The sequence below is a fragment of the Burkholderia sp. 22PA0106 genome, from assembly GCF_047497155.1.
Taxonomy (GTDB): Bacteria; Pseudomonadota; Gammaproteobacteria; order Burkholderiales; family Burkholderiaceae; genus Burkholderia.
In genome coordinates this window covers 1,313,800-1,330,697 of the sequence record NZ_CP163162.1, presented here as the reverse complement: position 1 = coordinate 1,330,697, position 16,898 = coordinate 1,313,800, and the positions used below count along the sequence as shown (strand labels likewise).

At 70.5% G+C, this 16,898-nt stretch carries 10 protein-coding genes; all 10 read right to left on the bottom strand.

Annotation, left to right across the window (positions count from 1 at the left end; translation table 11 throughout):
- Positions 1-9: 9 nt before the first annotated feature.
- Entirely contained in the window at positions 10-741 is a 732-nt protein-coding gene (locus AB4850_RS05780; RefSeq protein WP_414441644.1) for a PP2C family protein-serine/threonine phosphatase, read from the bottom strand.
- Complete coding sequence (tagF, locus tag AB4850_RS05775; RefSeq protein ID WP_414441643.1) at positions 738-2,330, bottom strand: type VI secretion system-associated protein TagF; 1,593 nt, start codon at positions 2,328-2,330, stop codon at positions 738-740. The genes AB4850_RS05780 and tagF overlap by 4 nt, the downstream gene beginning before the upstream one ends.
- Entirely contained in the window at positions 2,327-5,917 is a 3,591-nt protein-coding gene (gene tssM / locus AB4850_RS05770; RefSeq protein WP_414441642.1) for a type VI secretion system membrane subunit TssM, read from the bottom strand. The genes tagF and tssM overlap by 4 nt, the downstream gene beginning before the upstream one ends.
- 4 nt (positions 5,918-5,921) lie before the next feature.
- Positions 5,922-7,271 (bottom strand): type IVB secretion system protein IcmH/DotU, encoded by a 1,350-nt coding sequence (icmH, locus tag AB4850_RS05765; RefSeq protein ID WP_414441641.1) that lies wholly within the window; start codon positions 7,269-7,271, stop codon positions 5,922-5,924.
- Complete coding sequence (gene tssK / locus AB4850_RS05760) at positions 7,268-8,605, bottom strand: type VI secretion system baseplate subunit TssK (protein WP_414441640.1); 1,338 nt, start codon at positions 8,603-8,605, stop codon at positions 7,268-7,270. Before tssK ends, icmH begins: the two co-directional genes overlap by 4 nt.
- A gap of 81 nt (positions 8,606-8,686) precedes the next feature.
- Complete coding sequence (tagH, locus tag AB4850_RS05755; protein WP_414441639.1) at positions 8,687-10,456, bottom strand: type VI secretion system-associated FHA domain protein TagH; 1,770 nt, start codon at positions 10,454-10,456, stop codon at positions 8,687-8,689.
- Positions 10,453-11,001: a DUF6931 family protein gene (locus AB4850_RS05750; protein WP_414441638.1), complete on the bottom strand. Its 549-nt coding sequence runs from the start codon at positions 10,999-11,001 to the stop codon at positions 10,453-10,455. Before AB4850_RS05750 ends, tagH begins: the two co-directional genes overlap by 4 nt.
- Positions 10,998-12,884, bottom strand: a complete 1,887-nt coding sequence (gene tssI, locus AB4850_RS05745) for a type VI secretion system tip protein TssI/VgrG (RefSeq protein WP_414441637.1) — start codon at positions 12,882-12,884, stop codon at positions 10,998-11,000. Before tssI ends, AB4850_RS05750 begins: the two co-directional genes overlap by 4 nt.
- A 108-nt stretch (positions 12,885-12,992) precedes the next feature.
- Positions 12,993-14,009 carry a TcdA/TcdB catalytic glycosyltransferase domain-containing protein gene (locus tag AB4850_RS05740; protein WP_414441636.1) on the bottom strand — a complete coding sequence of 339 codons (1,017 nt, stop codon included), beginning with the start codon at positions 14,007-14,009 and terminating at the stop codon, positions 12,993-12,995.
- Positions 14,006-16,852 carry a type VI secretion system ATPase TssH gene (tssH, locus tag AB4850_RS05735; RefSeq protein WP_414441635.1) on the bottom strand — a complete coding sequence of 949 codons (2,847 nt, stop codon included), beginning with the start codon at positions 16,850-16,852 and terminating at the stop codon, positions 14,006-14,008. Before tssH ends, AB4850_RS05740 begins: the two co-directional genes overlap by 4 nt.
- Between the last annotated feature and the right edge of the window lie 46 nt (positions 16,853-16,898).

The following is a 16,898-nucleotide window of genomic DNA, read 5'->3' as shown; positions in this document are numbered from 1 at the left end:
GGAAAGTCTTCACGGGGTATCGAGCCGCACGATCACGGCGGAGAGGTTGTCGCGGGCGCGCCGCGCCATCGAGAGCGCGCACAGCCGGTCGACGCGTTGCCAAGGGGCGAGCGGCTCGCGGCAGGCGCTCGCCAGTTCGCTGTCGCTCAGTTCCTTGTTGATGCCGTCCGAGCACAGCAGGAACTCCATGCCGGGGCGGCTGCCGGCCACGGCCCAATCGACGAACAGCGTGTCCTCCACGCCGACCGCTCGGGTCAGCACGCCCGAGCCGGCCGGCGGCGCGGAGCGTGCCGCGCCGGGCGCGCCGAAGTGCGTGATGTCGACCGGCTGGCCGTGCACGTGGTCGCGCGTCAGTTGCACCAGCGCGTCGTCCTCGTGCACGTACACGCGGCTGTCGCCCACCCAGCCGCACAGCATGAACGCCGGGTCGTGCACCAGCAGCGCGACGGTCGAGCCGATCACGTCCACCTGGCGTTCGAGCGCGGCGGCGCGCAGCTCGTCGTTGACCTGCTGGAGGCAATCCTCGATCGCGGCGACGAACGCGTGCACGTCGCCGTCGCGCGTCAGGCCGCCGAGCCGCGTCACGATCAGCGTGCTCGCGTAATCGCCGGCCGCGTGGCCGCCGAGGCCGTCGGCCACGACCCACAGGCCGAGGTCGTCGCGCACCAGGATCGCGTCCTCGTTGCGGCGGCGCACCTTGCCGGTTTCGGTGCGGCCGGCGGAGCGGTAGGTGGCGCTCATGCCGGCACCTCCAGCACGGCGATCGGCCACTGCGCGGGCAGCGTGCGCAGGTCGGCGAGCCGCGCCAGATGCGCGCGCGCGTCGTCGCCGGTGGGCAGGTCGAGCGCCTGTGCGAGACATTCGCGCGGCAGTTGCGTCAGCGCGCGGGTGGCCAGCAGCAGCAGGCGGTCGCCCGGTTCGAGCCGCAGCGAGGCTTCGTCGCAATCGGGCTCGCCCGGCGTGCCGACACCGGGCATGTCGAACCAGGCCTCGCCGAACAGCAGGTCGTCGAATTCGCCGCCCGCGCCGCTCTCGCGCTCGACGAACGGCGCGCGCAACTGGCCGCGCCGCCAATGCCAGAGCGCGGCGGCGCCGATGCGCAGCACCTGCGCGTAAGAGCCGTCGAAGCGCACCACGACGGCCGCGCCGTTCTCGGCGGCGGGCGATGCGGCGGGGGGAACGGCATGAGACGCGGCGTGCAATGCGGCGGCGCTGCCTTCGGCATGGCCCGGCGCGGCGCGCAACTGGGCGTGCAGCGCCATCAGCGCCGCGCGCGGGCCGGCTGCGCCCTGCCCGCGCGCCGCGACCGTCTCGCGGATCAGTCGCGCCGCCTGACGCGGCGCGCCACCGTAGCCGCCAGGGCCGTCGTCGGCGGCCAGCACGACGATGCGGCCGGCATCGAGGCGCAGCAAGGCGGCATCCGCTACGTACGTGACAGCGGGCGGCAGGACGAAATCGGCGGCGGACAAACCGTCGCCGGGGGCGTCGGCCAGCCAGTCGGGTTCAATGACCGGCGCTGCGGCTGGCATCGGCAGCCAGTCGGGTTCGATGACCGGCGCTGCGGCTGGCATTGGCAGCCAGTCGGGCTCGATGACCGGCGCTGCGGCTGGCATGGGCAACCAGTCGGGTTCGATGGCCTGCGCTGCGGAGGACATCGGCATCGGCGTGGCCATGCGCTCATCCGGCACGGCCAACAAACTCGCCACGCTGCGCGGCAAGCCGCGCGCCGCGAGCCGATGCATCGCGCCTTCGCGCCACCACAGGCTCCACGGCTCGGCGCGCAACCCGAGCTGACGCCACGTCTCGCCCAGCACGGCGGCTTCGGCCAGCGGGTCCGGCTGCGTCAGTTGCCACTGCCCGGCCTCCCACGGCAGATCGCGCCAGCGAGCGGCCGAATCGTCCGCCTCCACCGGCACCGGCGGCAACGCGGCCACGCAGGCGTCGAACCCTTCGACATCGAGCGCACCGTCCTGCCCATGCCGATAGACCCGCGTCAGCGCATCGAACCACGCGCCCTGGCCGAACAGCCTGGCGGCGTCGCCCGCGCACGGCGCGGCCAACACCATCGGAAACGCACGGCCCACGCGGTCGACGCCCGGCCCGATCACGCCGCACCACGCACCGCCGCCGCACACCAGCGCCGGCAGCACGAAGCGCCACACCGGGCCGTCGCGCCACGCCGCATCCCAGCGCGCGCCCAGCTCGCGGCGGCCGGCATCGAGCGCACGCTGGAAATGCCGGTCCCAGCCCTCGACGAACTCGCCCGGCAGCCGCCGCCGCACGAAATCGCCGGCGGCAGGCAGCTTGCCGTAGAACCCGACGCCGCTCATCGCGGGCACCTGAAGCGCCGTACGGCATCGCTCTGAAACGGATTGCGCAGGCTCGCGGGCTGGATCGGCAGGCCCACCGCGTGCCCATCGAACGTGAAGCTCGCCACCACGCGCAGGTCGCCCTGCTTCTGCACATGCCCGGCGTCGAGCGCATGGAACCACGCCCAATCGCCGTCGAAGCGCAGCGGCGTGCCGACCGGATGATTCGACGCGTCGAACGCGCTGATCACCACATGGCCCGGCTGCGGACCCGGCCACACCATCGCGGCGCTCGATGCCGCCGCCGCGCCGCTCGCCGAGACGTCGAACTTCTGCCCGTCCACCTCCACCACCAGCCGCGCGATCGACGCATCGAACTGCGGCGCGAGCAGCGTGAAGCCGACATGCGCCTGCGCGCCGCTGCCGAAGAACACCTGGCGGATCTCGTCGGCCACCTGCGCGCCGGCCAGCACGCTGTCCGGCCCCGGCGGCGCGCCCGGCTTCCAGCGCCAGGCGCGCGCGCCGGTATCCACCCGCTGCGCGAGCGTCGACTTGAAGAAGCTGTCGAAGCGGCCGCCGTTGCCGAACAGCTCGGCGAAGTTCTGCACCGGGATGTCCGACGCGCCGCCCGGCGCGAACGGGTAGCGGCCATCCACGAAGCTGGCGCAATCGTTGCCGGCCGCCGCGCGAAACTGCTCGGCCAGCGCGGCGCTGCTGCCGCTGGCCACCAGCGCCGCGCTCTTGCCGGTCAGCCCGGCGATCAGCCCGGCCGCCTGCGGCGGCAACTGCCCCGCCTCCTGACGCGCGGCCAGCACGGCGGCGTTGTTCTGCGCGGCCGGGTCGCTCAGGTCGTTCATCGTCAGCAGCGCCTTGCCCAGTTGATCGAGCACGCCGATGGTGTGATCGAGCGGCGTCGCGCCCGGCGTGCCGATGCTCAACTGGTCGAGCTGCGCGAAATGTTCCTCGATCGCCGCGCCCGGTTGCGTGCCGTTGCCGTTACCGCCACCGCTGCCGCCATTGGCGCCGAGCGTGACGCCCACCGGCAGCGGCGCACCGGCCGAGCGCAGCTCGCCCGCGAGGCGCGTGTTCAGCGCGCGCTTGGCGGCGAGGTTCTCGCCCACCGTCTTCGCCTGCGCGCCGGCCGCGCTCGCATCGACGCCGCCCGCTGCGCTCGTTCCCGCGCTGCCGCGCAACATGTCGCTGGTGTTGTCGCGCACCAGGTTCAGCAGCGCCTTGAGCGGCGAACTCGGCCCCGACAGCTTGGCGGCCAGCGCGCTCGCATCCTGGATGCTCGCCACCGGCTGCAGTTGCAGGTCGGCCAGCAGCGCGTCCCAGTTGCGGATGTAGTCCTGCTCGTACAGCGTCAGCACCTGCTGCTCGTAGCGCGAGCGCGCCAGCGGATCGACGCGCCCCGCATCGAATACCCAGTAATCCTTGACGAAATCGTCGACGGATTGCGCAATGCCGCCGTTGGCTTCCGACGCGAAATACGGCCGCGTGAACAGCACCGGCAGCGGCTGCGCGAGCGGCGTGCCGCTCTTGCGCACGAACACGTTGCCGAGCAGCCCGAGCGACTGATCGAGCCGCACGGGCGAGGTGCCGGAGCGCTGCGCTTCCAGCTGCACGCTGCCGTAGATCAGCGTGGCGAGATCGGCCGTCTTCAGCGTGGCGCGGGCCTGATCGATCAGCGCGGCGTCCAGCGGCAACGCGCGCGGCTTTTGCGGATCGCCGACGCGCGCCGAGAAATGCCGGTCGAGCGCCCGGGCGATCTCGGGATCGCGCGGGTACAGCCGCTGCCATTCGAGGCGTGCCAGCGCGGCCAGCTCGCCCGGGTCGAGATGCTGCGGCTGGCCGAGCATCAGATAGCCCTTCAGCGTGTCGTACAGCGCCTGCGGATCGTTGGCGTTTTCGCTCAAGCCCTCGCGAAAGCGCACGCCGATGCCCGGCAGCAAGGTGGCGTCGCTCTCGCGCAAATAGGCGCCGTGCGCCTGCGCGAACAGCGCGTGGCCCTGGAACAGCCCGAAGCGCATCGCCAGCGGCACGTGGCCCTGATACTGGCCCGCCACGTCCTGCGCGGCCGAAATCACCTCCAGCCGGGCCAGCGCGCGCGCGAAATAGGTCGGCAGATCCGGCGTGCCGTTCAGCGTGTCGGCCGGCGGCAGATCCTTGAGCGTGGCCTGCACGTCGGCGATCAGCACGCGATTGCGCGCATAGCTGGTGGCGAACCCGGCCACCAGCCCCACCGTCAGCACCGCGAGGCCGATATACGCGGCCGCCTGCATCAGCAGCTTCTGCCGCTCCAGGCGCGGGTTGGTGCCGGCCAGGCCCGATTCGCGGAACAGCACGTCGCGCAGCAGCCGTTCGACGAAATAGGTATGGCGCTGCCCCGCGCCCACCTGCACGCGCGCGGCATCCACGCCGAAGGTGCGCGCCACCGCGCTCAGCATCCGGTCGATCGGCGCGCCTTCCTGGGTGCCCGAGGTCAGGTACGTGCCGCGCAGCACCGGCGGCGTGCCGTACTCGTGACGCGCGAACGTGCCTTCCACGAACTGCCGCGCGATCTCGCGGAACGCCCCGAGTTGCTGAGGAAAACTGAGCACGGCCGCGCGCCGGCTGCGGTCGCGCTCGGCGTGCAGGCGCTCGATGAGCCGCGTGTTGAGCCGCTCCAGCAGCAGGTCGTACTCGCCGGCGAAGCGCAGGCACGCGCTGCCGTCGAGGCTGGCGTCGAGCGGGAACGTCGCGCCCCACACCTGGCTGCGCAGGTCCGGGCCGAGATCGTCGAAGAATTCGCTGAAGCCGGCCACCAGGTCGCACTTGGTGAACACCAGATACACGGGGATCGCGATCTTCAGGTGCTGGTTGATCTCGTCGAGGCGGCGGCGCACGGCGCGGATGTGCTGCGCGCGCGCGGCGTCGTCGAAGCCGAGCAGGTCGGACACGCTGATCGTCACGATCACGCCGTTCAGCGGACGGCGGCGGCGGTGACGGCGCAGCAGCGCGAGGAACGACTGCCAGGCCGAGGCGTCCGCGCCGGCATCGGAATCCTGCGTCGTGTAGCGGCCGGCGGTGTCGAGGAACACGGCCTCGTCGGTGAACCACCAGTCGCAGTCGCGCGTGCCGCCGATGCCGCGCAGCGCTTCCTTGCCGAATCGTTCGGACAACGGAAAATCGAAGCCGGAATTCTGCAGCAGCGTGCTCTTGCCCGAGCCGGGCGGGCCGATCACCACGTACCACGGCAGCGCGTAGAGGTTGCGGCCGTTGCGGCGCGTCTTGCGCAGCGTGTCGATGGCCTCGCGAAAGCGCTGCTGCAATTGCGCGCGCTCGGTGCTGCCCGGCTCCTCGGCAGCGAGCCGCGCTTCCTGCCCGGCCAGCTCGCCCGACAGTTGCGCGGCCTTGCGGCGGTCGCGCCATTGCAGCGCCAGCGCCACCAGCACCGCGGCCAGCGCCATCGCGAGGATCAGCGCGAGCCGGGCCGCCGCGCTCGCGAGCGGTTGATAGGCGCCGATGCCGAGATACGGGCCGCCGAGCCAGATCAGCACGGCGATCAGCAGCAGCCCGGCCGACACCGCGAACCAGCGGGACGTGGCCGCCGTTTTCAACGTGTTCATGGGTTCAGTTCTCCGGGGTGTACAGGATTTCCACGCGGCGGTTGCGCGCCCGGTTGGCCGGCAGGCTCGGCGGCACGGCGATCGGCTGCGACGAGCCCGCGCCGTTCGCCTCCAGCCGGCGCGGATCGTCGAGCCCTTGCGCGAGGATCGCCAGCGTGTGCTGGGCGCGCGCCGTGGACAGCGCGAAGTTGTCCTTGAATTGCAGCGAATGCACCGGCTGATCGTCGGTGTGGCCGACCACGATCACGCGGCCGCGCACCTGGTTCAGCGCGGCGGCCACCTGGCGCAGCACCGGGATCTCGTCGGGCGCGAGGTCGGCGCCGCCCGAGGGGAACAGCGCGCCGGCGGCCAGCCGCACGGTGGCGCGGCCGTCGGCCTGCTCGTCCACGCTCAATGCGCCGGCCTGTTCGAGCGGGCCGAGCAGCGCCTTGAGGCTGCGCGCCGGCTTCGGCGCGGCCCCGCCCTGCGGCGGCGGCGCGTTCTCCAGGCCGATCGCGGCAAGCTGCGCGCTGGCCGGCTCGCTCAGGCCGTTCAAGCGCGTGAAGAAATACAGGAACGCGCCGAGCACGATCACGGCCGAGGCGGCCAGCGCCACCCACAGCGGCACGTGACGCATCACCGGGTTGCGGCGATCCTCCACGCCGCGCCAGTGCGGCGCGAGTTCGGCGGCCGGCGCCTCGCGCAGGCCGCGAATGCGGCGGTACAGGTCGTCCTGGATGTCGGCGAGCCGGCCGAGGCCGCCCGGCTCGACCAGGTAGCGCCCGCCGAAACCGAGCGCGAGGCAGATGTACATCAGCTCGATCAGGTCGAGATGGCGCGAGAAATCGGCGCTCAGGCGGTCGAGGATCTGGAAGAACTTCGCGCCGCCGTAGGTTTCGCCGTGGAACGTGACCAGCAGCGTCTTCTGCGCCCAGCCGCTCAGGTCGCCCCACGGCGCGATGTTGACGGCCTCGTCGATCAGCGTGCACAGCACGTAGCGCGCGGCCATCACCGTCTGCGTGCTGATGCCGGCGTCCTGCGCGTAATGCTCGAAGCTGCGCACCTGCGCGACGGCCTGCTCGCGCAGGCGGGCGACGTCGGCCGGCGGCGCCACGCTGTGCCGCAACTGCACGGTCAGCAGCAGCAGCGGATTGGCGGCGCGCACCAGCGGATTGGCCACGCCGCTCATGAAGTCGCCGAGTTCGGCGCGGCGTTCGGCGCGCGCCGCCCGCGCGTTGTGGGTGGCGCCGGCGGCCTGCGCCGGGCGCGGCATCGCGATGCGCGTGGCGTCGTCGGCGCCGGCCGCTTCGCGCGGGCGCAGCACGGTGGCGTCGGGTGGCGGGTTGCGCTCGCCGTTGCGGGAATTCGTGCTCATGTGCGCACCGCCCAGCATTGCAGGTCGAGGCCGGCGAAGCCGCTGCCGAAATGCATCGCGATGCCGCCCGAAGTCTTCAACATGCGCCACATCGACGATTGCCGGTCGCACTCGAAATACACGAAGCCCGACGTATAGGGCAACTGGCGCGGCGCGACCGCCATCGGCGACACGCCGATGCCCGGCAGTTGCAGGTTGACCAGGTCGCGGATCTTCTCGACCGGGCCGATCTTCGATTGCGCGGGCAACTGGCGGCGCATGTCCTCGGCCTTCATGTCGGCCTTGGCGGCCAGCACGAAGGTGGCCGTGTCGAGCAGCGTGGGATCGGGCACCACGCCCACCCACACGCCGTACTTGCGCTGTTGCAGCGGGATCGGCACGGCGCTCTGCTCCAGCACGGCGCTCAACGCCATGCGCAGCGCGGCGATCAGCGGCTCGAAGCTGTCGCGCAGGCTTTCGTGGCGATACGGCGTGAACGTGCGGCTGCGCTTGCCGGGCTCGGTGAACGTGGCCAGTTCGCCGGCCAGTTCGAGCAACTGCCGATACAGCGCCTCGGGATGCAGCAGCGGCGCGGCGGCCAGATGCGCGATCAGCGGCTGGTAGCGGTTCACCACCTGCAGCATCAGGAAATCGGCGATCTCGGCCGCGCCGCCGCGATCGGTTTCCACCACGCGGCCGGCCAGCGCCTCGCCGCGCTGGTGCAGCAGCCCCAGCAGTTCGGACAGAAACGTGACGAGCCGGTCCGCCGCCTCGGTGCGCAGCGCGGTGGGCATGAAGCCATCGTCGAGGATCACGCGGCGGTCGGCGCGGCATTCCACCACGCGCGCCAGCGGAATCCGCATCAGCCCCTCGGTGGGCTGCGAATCGGGCAGCAGGCGCGTGCTCATGCCGCCCACTTCGAGCGTGGTCAGGCCGTCCATGCTGCCGGACGCGTCGCGCGCCTCGGTTTCGCGCACGCGGTAGCGCGTCAGCTGATCGGCCGTGGCGGAGGGCCAGGCGCTGTCCGGCTGAGTAACCGAGCGCAGCGGCAAGGTCAGGTGCACGACCTGGTCGCGCCAGTTCGATTCGATGTCGAGCGGCGGCGGCAGCGGATCGTCGCCGGGCATCGAGAACGGCGTGCCGTCGGGAAACACCCCGCTCGCGCGCTTGATGCCGAGCTTGCCGATCGCCAGCAGGTCGGTTTCGAGTTCGAGTTCCTGGAAGCCCCAGGCGTGCGGGCGCAGGCCGCCCGAGCGCAGCTCCACGTAGCGCTCGAAATAGCGCTCCTGCTGCTGCATGTGCTGCGGCCGCAGAAACAGGCCTTCGCTCCATACGATCTTGTTGCTTTGGGTCATGGCGATACGTCGATCCAGGGTTCGGTGTGCGTGGCCGCCGGCGCGGGCGGCGGGGGTGGTGCGCTACGGCTGCGGCTGCGGTCAGTCGCGACGGCTTTTCAGGCGCACCAGTTGTTCCTCGTAGGCCCGCGCGAATTCGTCGCCGAACAGGCGCCGGAAGCAATCGTCGGGGTCGCGCGTGAGCGCCTCGAACTGCGCCTTGTAGCGCTCCCAGTGGCGCGGCCGGCCGCCCAGCGAGAGCCGCCGCGGGCTGCCGCCCTCGGCCTCCTCGATGCGCGCCGGATCGAAATGCTCGAGCAGCGAGTGGAATGCCGAACGCACGCCGGCCAGCATCGCCATCTGGTGATTGCGGATGTCGGCGGCGGCGTCGTGGAGCGCGGCGCTGCCGGCCAGGAAGCCCTGGTCGGGCGGCGCGAACAGCCGCTTGACCGCTTCCTGCGCGGTCGGCGCGAACTTCAGCGGGTTGTTCTCGGTGCGCTGGATCAGCGTGGCGGGCAGGCGGAAGCTGTTCTTCAGCTCGGCGCGCGCGCGCAGCACGTCCATCATCGCGTCCACGGCGATGCGGAACATGTCTTCGAGGTCGGGGGATGGGGGCGAGGCTTGCGGTGCGGGGACGGATTGCGGTTGCAGCGCGGCCGTCGAAGCGGATGCCGATGCCGATGCCGATGCCGGAGTCGGCGTCGATCCCGATCCCGATCCCGATCCCGATCCCGATGCCGGAGCCGATGCCGGTGCCGGTGCCGGAAACGAGGCCGTTACCGGTGCGAATGCCGCTGTCGGAATCGGAGTCGAGGCCGGTGCTGAAGTCGAGGTCGAGGTCGATGCCGGAATGGCAGCCGATGCCGATGCCGCATCGACCGCCGATGCCGGCGCGGATTGCTGCTGCGGCGGCACGACATGAGGCGTTGCGGCCTGCGGCGGCGCGTCGATCAGCGAGGCCGGCTCCACCTCGATCGGTGCTGCGACCGGCGCAGGCGGCACCACCACGGCACGCTCGGGCTGAATCGGCTGAATCGGCTGAATCGACGGCATCGACGGCACGCCCACCTCCGGCACGATCGACTCATCCCGCCGAACCGGCTCCACCCGCGCCACCACGCGGCTGCCGGTCATGTCCCAATCGTCGGGCAGCACCGGAGCGCTGGTCCGCATCGCCTCCACTTGCGGCGGCCGGAACCGGTCGGACACAGCCGGCGTGTGATTCCACGATTCGGCCGGCGGCTCGTGGCGCGACGGCGCATCGTCGTAGGACGACGGCGCGTCGAACATCGCGAGCGGATCGAGGCTCGCGCCCGGCGCGGCGTCCGGAATCAGGCCATCGCCGTCATGGCCGGCCGCCTCGCCGCGACGCGGCGCGAGCAGCAGGCTCAAATCGAGCGCATCGGCCGGCGCCGGCTTGACCGGCGCGGCCTTCGGCGCCGATTGCGCCTCGAACATCGAAGCCGACGAAGCCGCACCCACCACCGGCGACACCGTATCCGCCACCGCGCGCCCGTCGTCGCCGAGCGCGCTCCATTGCGTCGCGGCCTCGCCCTGCAGGCGCACGTCGATCTCGAACGTATCGATCTGCAGGCAGTCGCCATGCTTCAGCGTGGCGGGCTCGCCGCGCCGCAGCGACGCGCCGTTCAACAGCATGCCGTTGGTGCTGCGATCCTCGATGAAATACAGGCCGTTCAGATAGCGCACCAGCGCATGCAGGCGCGACACGCCATCGGCGCCGAGCACCCAGTCACACTCGTCGGAACGGCCGATGCTGCCGTCGCGGCAATCGAACGTGTGCTCGCGACGCGCCCCGAGCCGTTCGGCCCGTTCGCCCTGCACCGACAGAATCAGGCTTTGCACGTTGCTCATTGATCACCTCCTTCGAAACCATCCGGCGTGCCCAGCAGACCGAGCGCGTCGTTGACGAACGCGGCCCGGCGGGCATCGAATTGCGCGGGCACGAGCGCCGCCATGTAGCCGAGCGCCGCCATCGCGGCGAGCGCGCTCAGGTGCTCGGGCGGCGGCGTGGGTTGCGCGTGCCGCGGATTGAGATCGCCACCGGTCCAGCCGGCGGCGGCGGCGCACCAGGCGCCGATGCCGCGGTAGCGATGCGCGCTCGCGAACGCGGCGGCCTCGGCGCGGCGCGCCTCGCGCGGGTCGCGCACCCAGGCCTCGGCCAGCGCGAGCCCGGCGCGATCGTGCGCGTCGAGCGTCTGGCGGCTGCCGCACTGGCACACCCAGGCCACCGCGTAGCGGTGCGGCAGCAGGCGCGCGAGCAGGCTCAACGCGTCGGCGCACAGCCCCGCGTCGAGCAGCGCCTGCACGGCCGTGCGCGGCGCCTGCGCGTCGTGCAGGCAAGCCAGGGCCGGCGCGGACAGCTTCATCTGCCGCGCGGCGTCGAGCAGCGCGCTCACAGGATCATCGGCGCGGCGCCGCCCAGAATGGCCGTGGCCGTGCCGATCAATTGCAGGTTGGTGGACTGCACGAGGCAATCGGCTTCGGACAGGATTTCCATCGCCGCCACCGAACTGATGTTGAGGTTGGCCTTCGAGTTGATTTCCATCGCGAGGCCCGAAACCAGCGTCACGTTCATCTCGCCGTTGATCGTCAGGTTGGTGCCCTGGATCGCGATCTCGCCGGAGCGGTTCATCGTGATGCTGGCCAGGCCGGTGACGAGCTTGATCTGGTTGCCGGCCGTCAGCGTGTAGTTGTGCGCCACCTGCACGTCGTGATCGTGTTCGGATTCCTCGCGCAAATCCTTCTGCGCGTGGATCAGCACCTGCTCGTCGCCCTTGCGATCCTCGAAGCGGATCTCGTTGTAATCCTCGCTGCCGCCGCCCGCGTGGCTGCGGCTCTTGAGCCCGCTCTGGGTCTTGTTGTCGGGCAGGCTGTACGGCGGCATGTTGTCGGCGTTGTACACACTGCCGATGATCAGCGGCCGATCCGGGTTGCCGTCGAGGAAGCTGACCACCACCTCCTGCCCCACGCGCGGAATGAACTGCGCGCCCCAGCGCTTGCCGGCCCAGAACTGCGCGACGCGCACCGGGCACGAGTTGTCGGCGTGCGGCTTGCCGGGCCGGCTCCAGAAGAACGTGACCTGCACGCGGCCGTATTTGTCGACGGCGATGTCCTCGGGCGTGTCGCCGTACACCACGGCCGTCTGCAGCCCGGCGATGGTCGGGCGCGGCGTAATGGGCATCGCGCGGAACGGCTGGCGGCTGCGGATCACCCGGAACGCGCAGTGGAACGGCGGCTCGCCGTCGTCCCCGCCGCCGCCCGACGCGTAATCCGGCTCGACCAGCCGCGTCTCGGCGCCGATCACCAGGTATTCCTGGTTCGCCTCGGCCGCCGGGAAATCCTTGAGCCGGAACAGCGCGCCGGTGGCGAGGCCGCACGCGTCGGTCTGCCCGGTGCTCGTGAACAGCGGCACGTTCTGCGCGTCGGCACGCACCTGCGCGTAGCGCTGGCCGTCGCTCAGGCGCTGCTCGTAGCCCACCGTGTCGTACGAGAAATCGTAGGCGTCGAGGCCGCCGAGGTTCGAGGCTTCGTCGCTCTCGGTCAGCGTCTCGGTGGCCAGCAGCGACGCCTTCGGCTTCAGGTAGTCGTAATCGTCGAGCTGCACGCGCATGGTGTTCATCGCGCGCGCCGTTTCCCAATCGCTGATCGACGCCTTCATGCGCTTGCCGCGCTCGGTGGGCGGCGCGTACGGAATCTGCTCGAAGCTCGGCACCGTGGTGTGCGCGCCGAGCGCGTCGGCCAGCACCATCGTGTGGGTGCCTTCGGTGTGCGTGAAGAAGTAGTAGATGCCTTCCTGCTCCATCAGGCGGCTGATGAAGTCGAAATCGCTCTCGCGGTATTGCACACAGTAGTCGCGCGGCGGATAGCTGCCGGTCAGGCTCGGCTTGAGGTCGCTGTAGCCGATGTCGCCCAGCACCGATTGCACGATCTGCGGCACGCTCTTGCCGCGATAGATGCGGCAATCGCGCCGCCGCGTGGCGAGCCACGGCTTCGGCACCAGCACGAAGCGGTACACGGCGTAGCGCACGCCGTCGATATTGACGAAGCCGGCCTGCTCGCCCTCGCACACGATGCCGTTGAAATAGCGCGTGTAGCCCTGCGGCGTGACCAGCTTGACCGTCATCGGCGTGCCGAGCAGCGCGCGCAGGTCCACCGCCGTGTTCTTGCTGATCGCTTCGAGACGGTAGGAAAACAGCCTGCCAAGCGCCTCGGTCGCGCTCAGGTTCGAGAACAGCAGGCTGCTGCCGACGTTGGAACCGAGTGTGATTGCGTGAGCCATGGAATGATTCGCGTGCCTGTGTCGATGAGCTTCACGACCAATAACAACCGGGGGCGGCGATCTATTCCATCGAGTTTTCGGCGCCGCCCGCGCGCGGGCGGCGGCGCTTCACAACCAGTCGTGAAAATACTGGTCGCGCACCTTGTACATGGGGAAGTACCAGTTGTCGCGCAGGAAGCGGGAATCCTCCAGCCGCTGGCCGGCGTCGGGCGACTGCAATTGCCGGTCGCCGAACGCGTCGCGGATTTTCTTGAAGCCCGAGCTTTCGGCCGCCGCGGTCGGGCCGGTCATCTTGACCGTGGAGTGGCGCACGCTCGCCGCATACAGGTCGCGCAGCTCGCCGGGCTTCTTCAGCGCCTTGTAATTGCTGTGGATCAGCGATTTGTAGGCGGTCAGGCCCCGGCAGCCCGCGTGCGACGCGATCACCGAATTGCTGATCTGCGGCTGGTCCGCGCCGGTGACGGTGCGTTGCCACCACTCGTCGCTGTTCCAGCCCTGCTCGTCGACGGTCTTCCAGCTCGCGCTGGCATAGCTGGACGAGAAGCGCGGGTACGACTGGTGGCAGATGATCTCGCCGAGCGCCTGCACGCAGCGGATGTCGGTATCGACGTAGATGCCGCCGTGTTGCAGCAGGATCTCGATGCGCAGGATGTCGCTGGCGGCGCCGAAGTTGCCGCCGCGATTGACCAGTTCCTGGCGGTAGATCGGCGCGTTCTTGCCGATCTTCAGGTCGCGCTGCACCTCGCGCAGCTTGATCCGGTTGGCCTCGCAAAACATCATGATCGAATTGGCGTTGCGGCTGCGTTTGCCCTCCAGCGCCTCGCCGCGCCGGCCCAGGTAGGTTTCGAGATAATCGATCGTGGCGTTGTCGCCACCCCGCTCGCCGAGCGTGTCGGCCGACTGTTGCCAGTGGGCAGCCGGTACCGCCGCGCCGTTGTGCGCGGCCTTGTATCGCTCGCTGATCTGCTGGCGGCGCTCGCCGGTCAGCAGCTGGTTCGCGTCGATCCACAGGTTGATCTCCCAATCGGGGTTCAGCTTGGTGAACGACGTGATGCATTCGCGGTTGCGCGTCGGGATGTCGCCGCCGATCCAGATGATGTGGAGGCGCTTCGGAATGGCTTTCATGCGGTGGCTCCCGATTCGATGATTGGCGCCTCGAACCGGTAGGCGAAATCGCCGCCCTCGACGCTCACGCTCACGCATTCGAGCGCGTCGCCTTCCAGCGTGCGCGTCAGGAACGCGCGGCTGACGGCCGGCAGCAAGGTGTTCGTCAGGATCGCGTCGATCATCCGGCCGCCCGATTCGCTTTCGGTGCAACGGCTCACCACCCGTTGCACGACGGCGTCGTCGTACGTGAACGGCACGCGGTAGCGCGCCTCCACGCGCCGCTTGATGCGGTCGAGCTGCAGGCGCACGATGCGCGCCAGCATCTCGCCGCTGAGCGGGAAATACGGGATCGTCACCAGCCGGCCGAGCAGCGCGGGCGGAAACGCCTCGAGCAGCGGCGCGCGCAGCGCCTGCGCCAGGCCGTCGGCGTCGGGCATCAGGTCGGGGTCCTGGCACAACCGGGCGATCAGGTCGGTGCCGACATTGGTGGTCAGCAGGATCAGCGTGTTGCGGAAGTTGATGGCGCGGCCCTCGCCGTCCTCCATCGCGCCCTTGTCGAACACCTGGAAGAACATCTCGTGCACGTCGGGGTGGGCCTTTTCGACCTCGTCGAGCAGCACCACCGAATACGGCTTGCGGCGCACCGCCTCGGTCAGCAGGCCGCCCTCGCCGTAGCCGACATAGCCCGGCGGCGCGCCCTTCAGCGTGGAGACGCTGTGCGCCTCCTGGAACTCGCTCATGTTGATCGTGATGAGGTTGTGCTCGCCGCCGTACAGCGCGTCGGCCAGCGCCAGCGCCGTCTCGGTCTTGCCGACGCCCGAGGTGCCGGCCAGCATGAACACGCCGATCGGCCGGTCGGGGTTGTCGAGGCCGGCACGGGAGGTCTGGATGCGCTTGGCGATCGCCTCCATCGCGTGATCCTGGCCGATCACGCGCTCGCCGATCAGGCTCGCGAGGTTCATCACGGTGCGCAGTTCGCTGCGCATCATCCGGCCGACCGGGATGCCGGTCCAGTCGGACAGCACGGCCGCCACGGCCTGGTAATCGACGCTCGGCAGGATCAGCGGCGTCTCGCCCTGCAAGGCGGCCAGCTCGGCTTGCAGGCGTTGGAGATCGGCAAGTGTGGCGGCGCGGGTGGCGGCGTCGAGGGGGGCGTCGGCCAGCGTTTCGGTCAGTGCTTGCGGCCGTGCTACGGCGGGCATTTCAGCCAGTGCTTGCGGCCGTGCCGTGGCGGGCGCTTCTGCCGACGCGGCGTCCCGCGCTTCGTTCGCCACCGCCTTCGTTGCGCTGCCAACGTCGTCCACCGCCTCCCCATCGCCGCGCAATTGCGCACGCAGCGCCAGAATCCGCTCGACCAACGCCTTTTCCCCGGCCCACGCCGCCTCGCGCAGCACGAGCCGCGCGCGCTGCGCATCGAGCGCATCTTGCACCTGCGCCTCGCGCGCGGCCGTGTCGATGCCGATCCGCGCCTCGCGCGCGATGATCCGCTGCTCGGTTTCGAGCGCCTCGATGCGCTTGAGCGCATCGTCGATCTCGGCCGGCACGGCGTGCTGGCTGATCGCGACACGCGCGCAGGCGGTGTCGAGCAGGCTCACCGATTTGTCGGGCAACTGCCGCGCCGGGATATAGCGATGCGACAGCCTGACGGCCGCCTCCAGCGCCTCGTCGAGGATCTGCACGCGATGGTGGCGCTCCATCACGCCGGCCACGCCGCGCATCATCAGGATCGCCTTGTCCTCGCCCGGCTCGTCGACCGGCACGGTCTGGAAGCGCCGCGTCAGCGCCGGGTCCTTCTCGATGTGCTTGCGGTATTCGGCCCAGGTGGTCGCGCCGATGGTGCGCAGGTTGCCGCGCGCGAGCGCCGGCTTCAGCAGGTTCGCCGCGTCGCCGGTGCCGGCCGCGCCACCCGCGCCGACCAGCGTGTGCGCCTCGTCGATGAACAGAATGACCGGTTGCGGCGAGGCCTGCACGGCTTCGATCACGAGCCGCAGCCGGTTCTCGAATTCGCCCTTCATGCTCGCGCCGGCCTGCAACAGCCCGATATCGAGCGTGCGCACCACCACGTCCTTGAGCGGCGGCGGCACGTCGCCGCGCGCGATGCGCAGCGCGAAGCCCTCCACCACCGCCGTCTTGCCCACGCCGGCCTCGCCCACCAGCATCGGGTTGTTCTGCCGCCGCCGCATCAGGATGTCGACCACCTGCCGGATCTCGCCGTCGCGCCCGACGATCGGATCGAGGCTGCCGTCGCGCGCCTGCGCGGTCAGGTCCACGGTGAACTGCCGCAACGCCTGCTGGCCGCTCGCCTGCGGCGGCGCGAGCGCGCCGCTGGCGTCGCCGGGCGCGGCCGCCTCGGCGCGAAAGCCGTCGGTGGCGGGCAGGCTGTCCTCGGGCGAGCCGGCCACGATTTGTGCGAAGCCGTCGGCCAGCGCCTCGGGCTTGAGCTTCGCGAATTCCGCCGACAGCGCCTGCAACGCGTGACGCAGATGGCGCGTGCGCAGCAGCCCCACCAGCAGATAGCCGGTGCGCACCTGCGATTCGCCGAACATCAGCGTGGCGAACACCCAGCCGCGCTCCACCGCCTCCTCCACGTCGGCCGACAGGTCGGAGATCGACGTGCTGCCGCGCGGCAGCCGGTCGAGCGCGACGCTCAGGTCGCGCGCCAGATTCGACGGGTTCACGTCGAAGTGCCGGACGATGCGGTGCAGATCCGAATCCTGCAATTGCAGGATCTGATGCAGCCAGTGCGCCAGTTCGACATCGGGGTTGCCGCGCAGCTTGCAGAACACGGTGGCGCTTTCGATCCCGCGGTAAGCCAGCGCATTGAGCTTGCCGAACAAGGCGCCGCGACTGATTTCGGCCATGATCCATCCTGTAGACAGTGAGGCGGCCGCTCGGCGGCCACCGGTT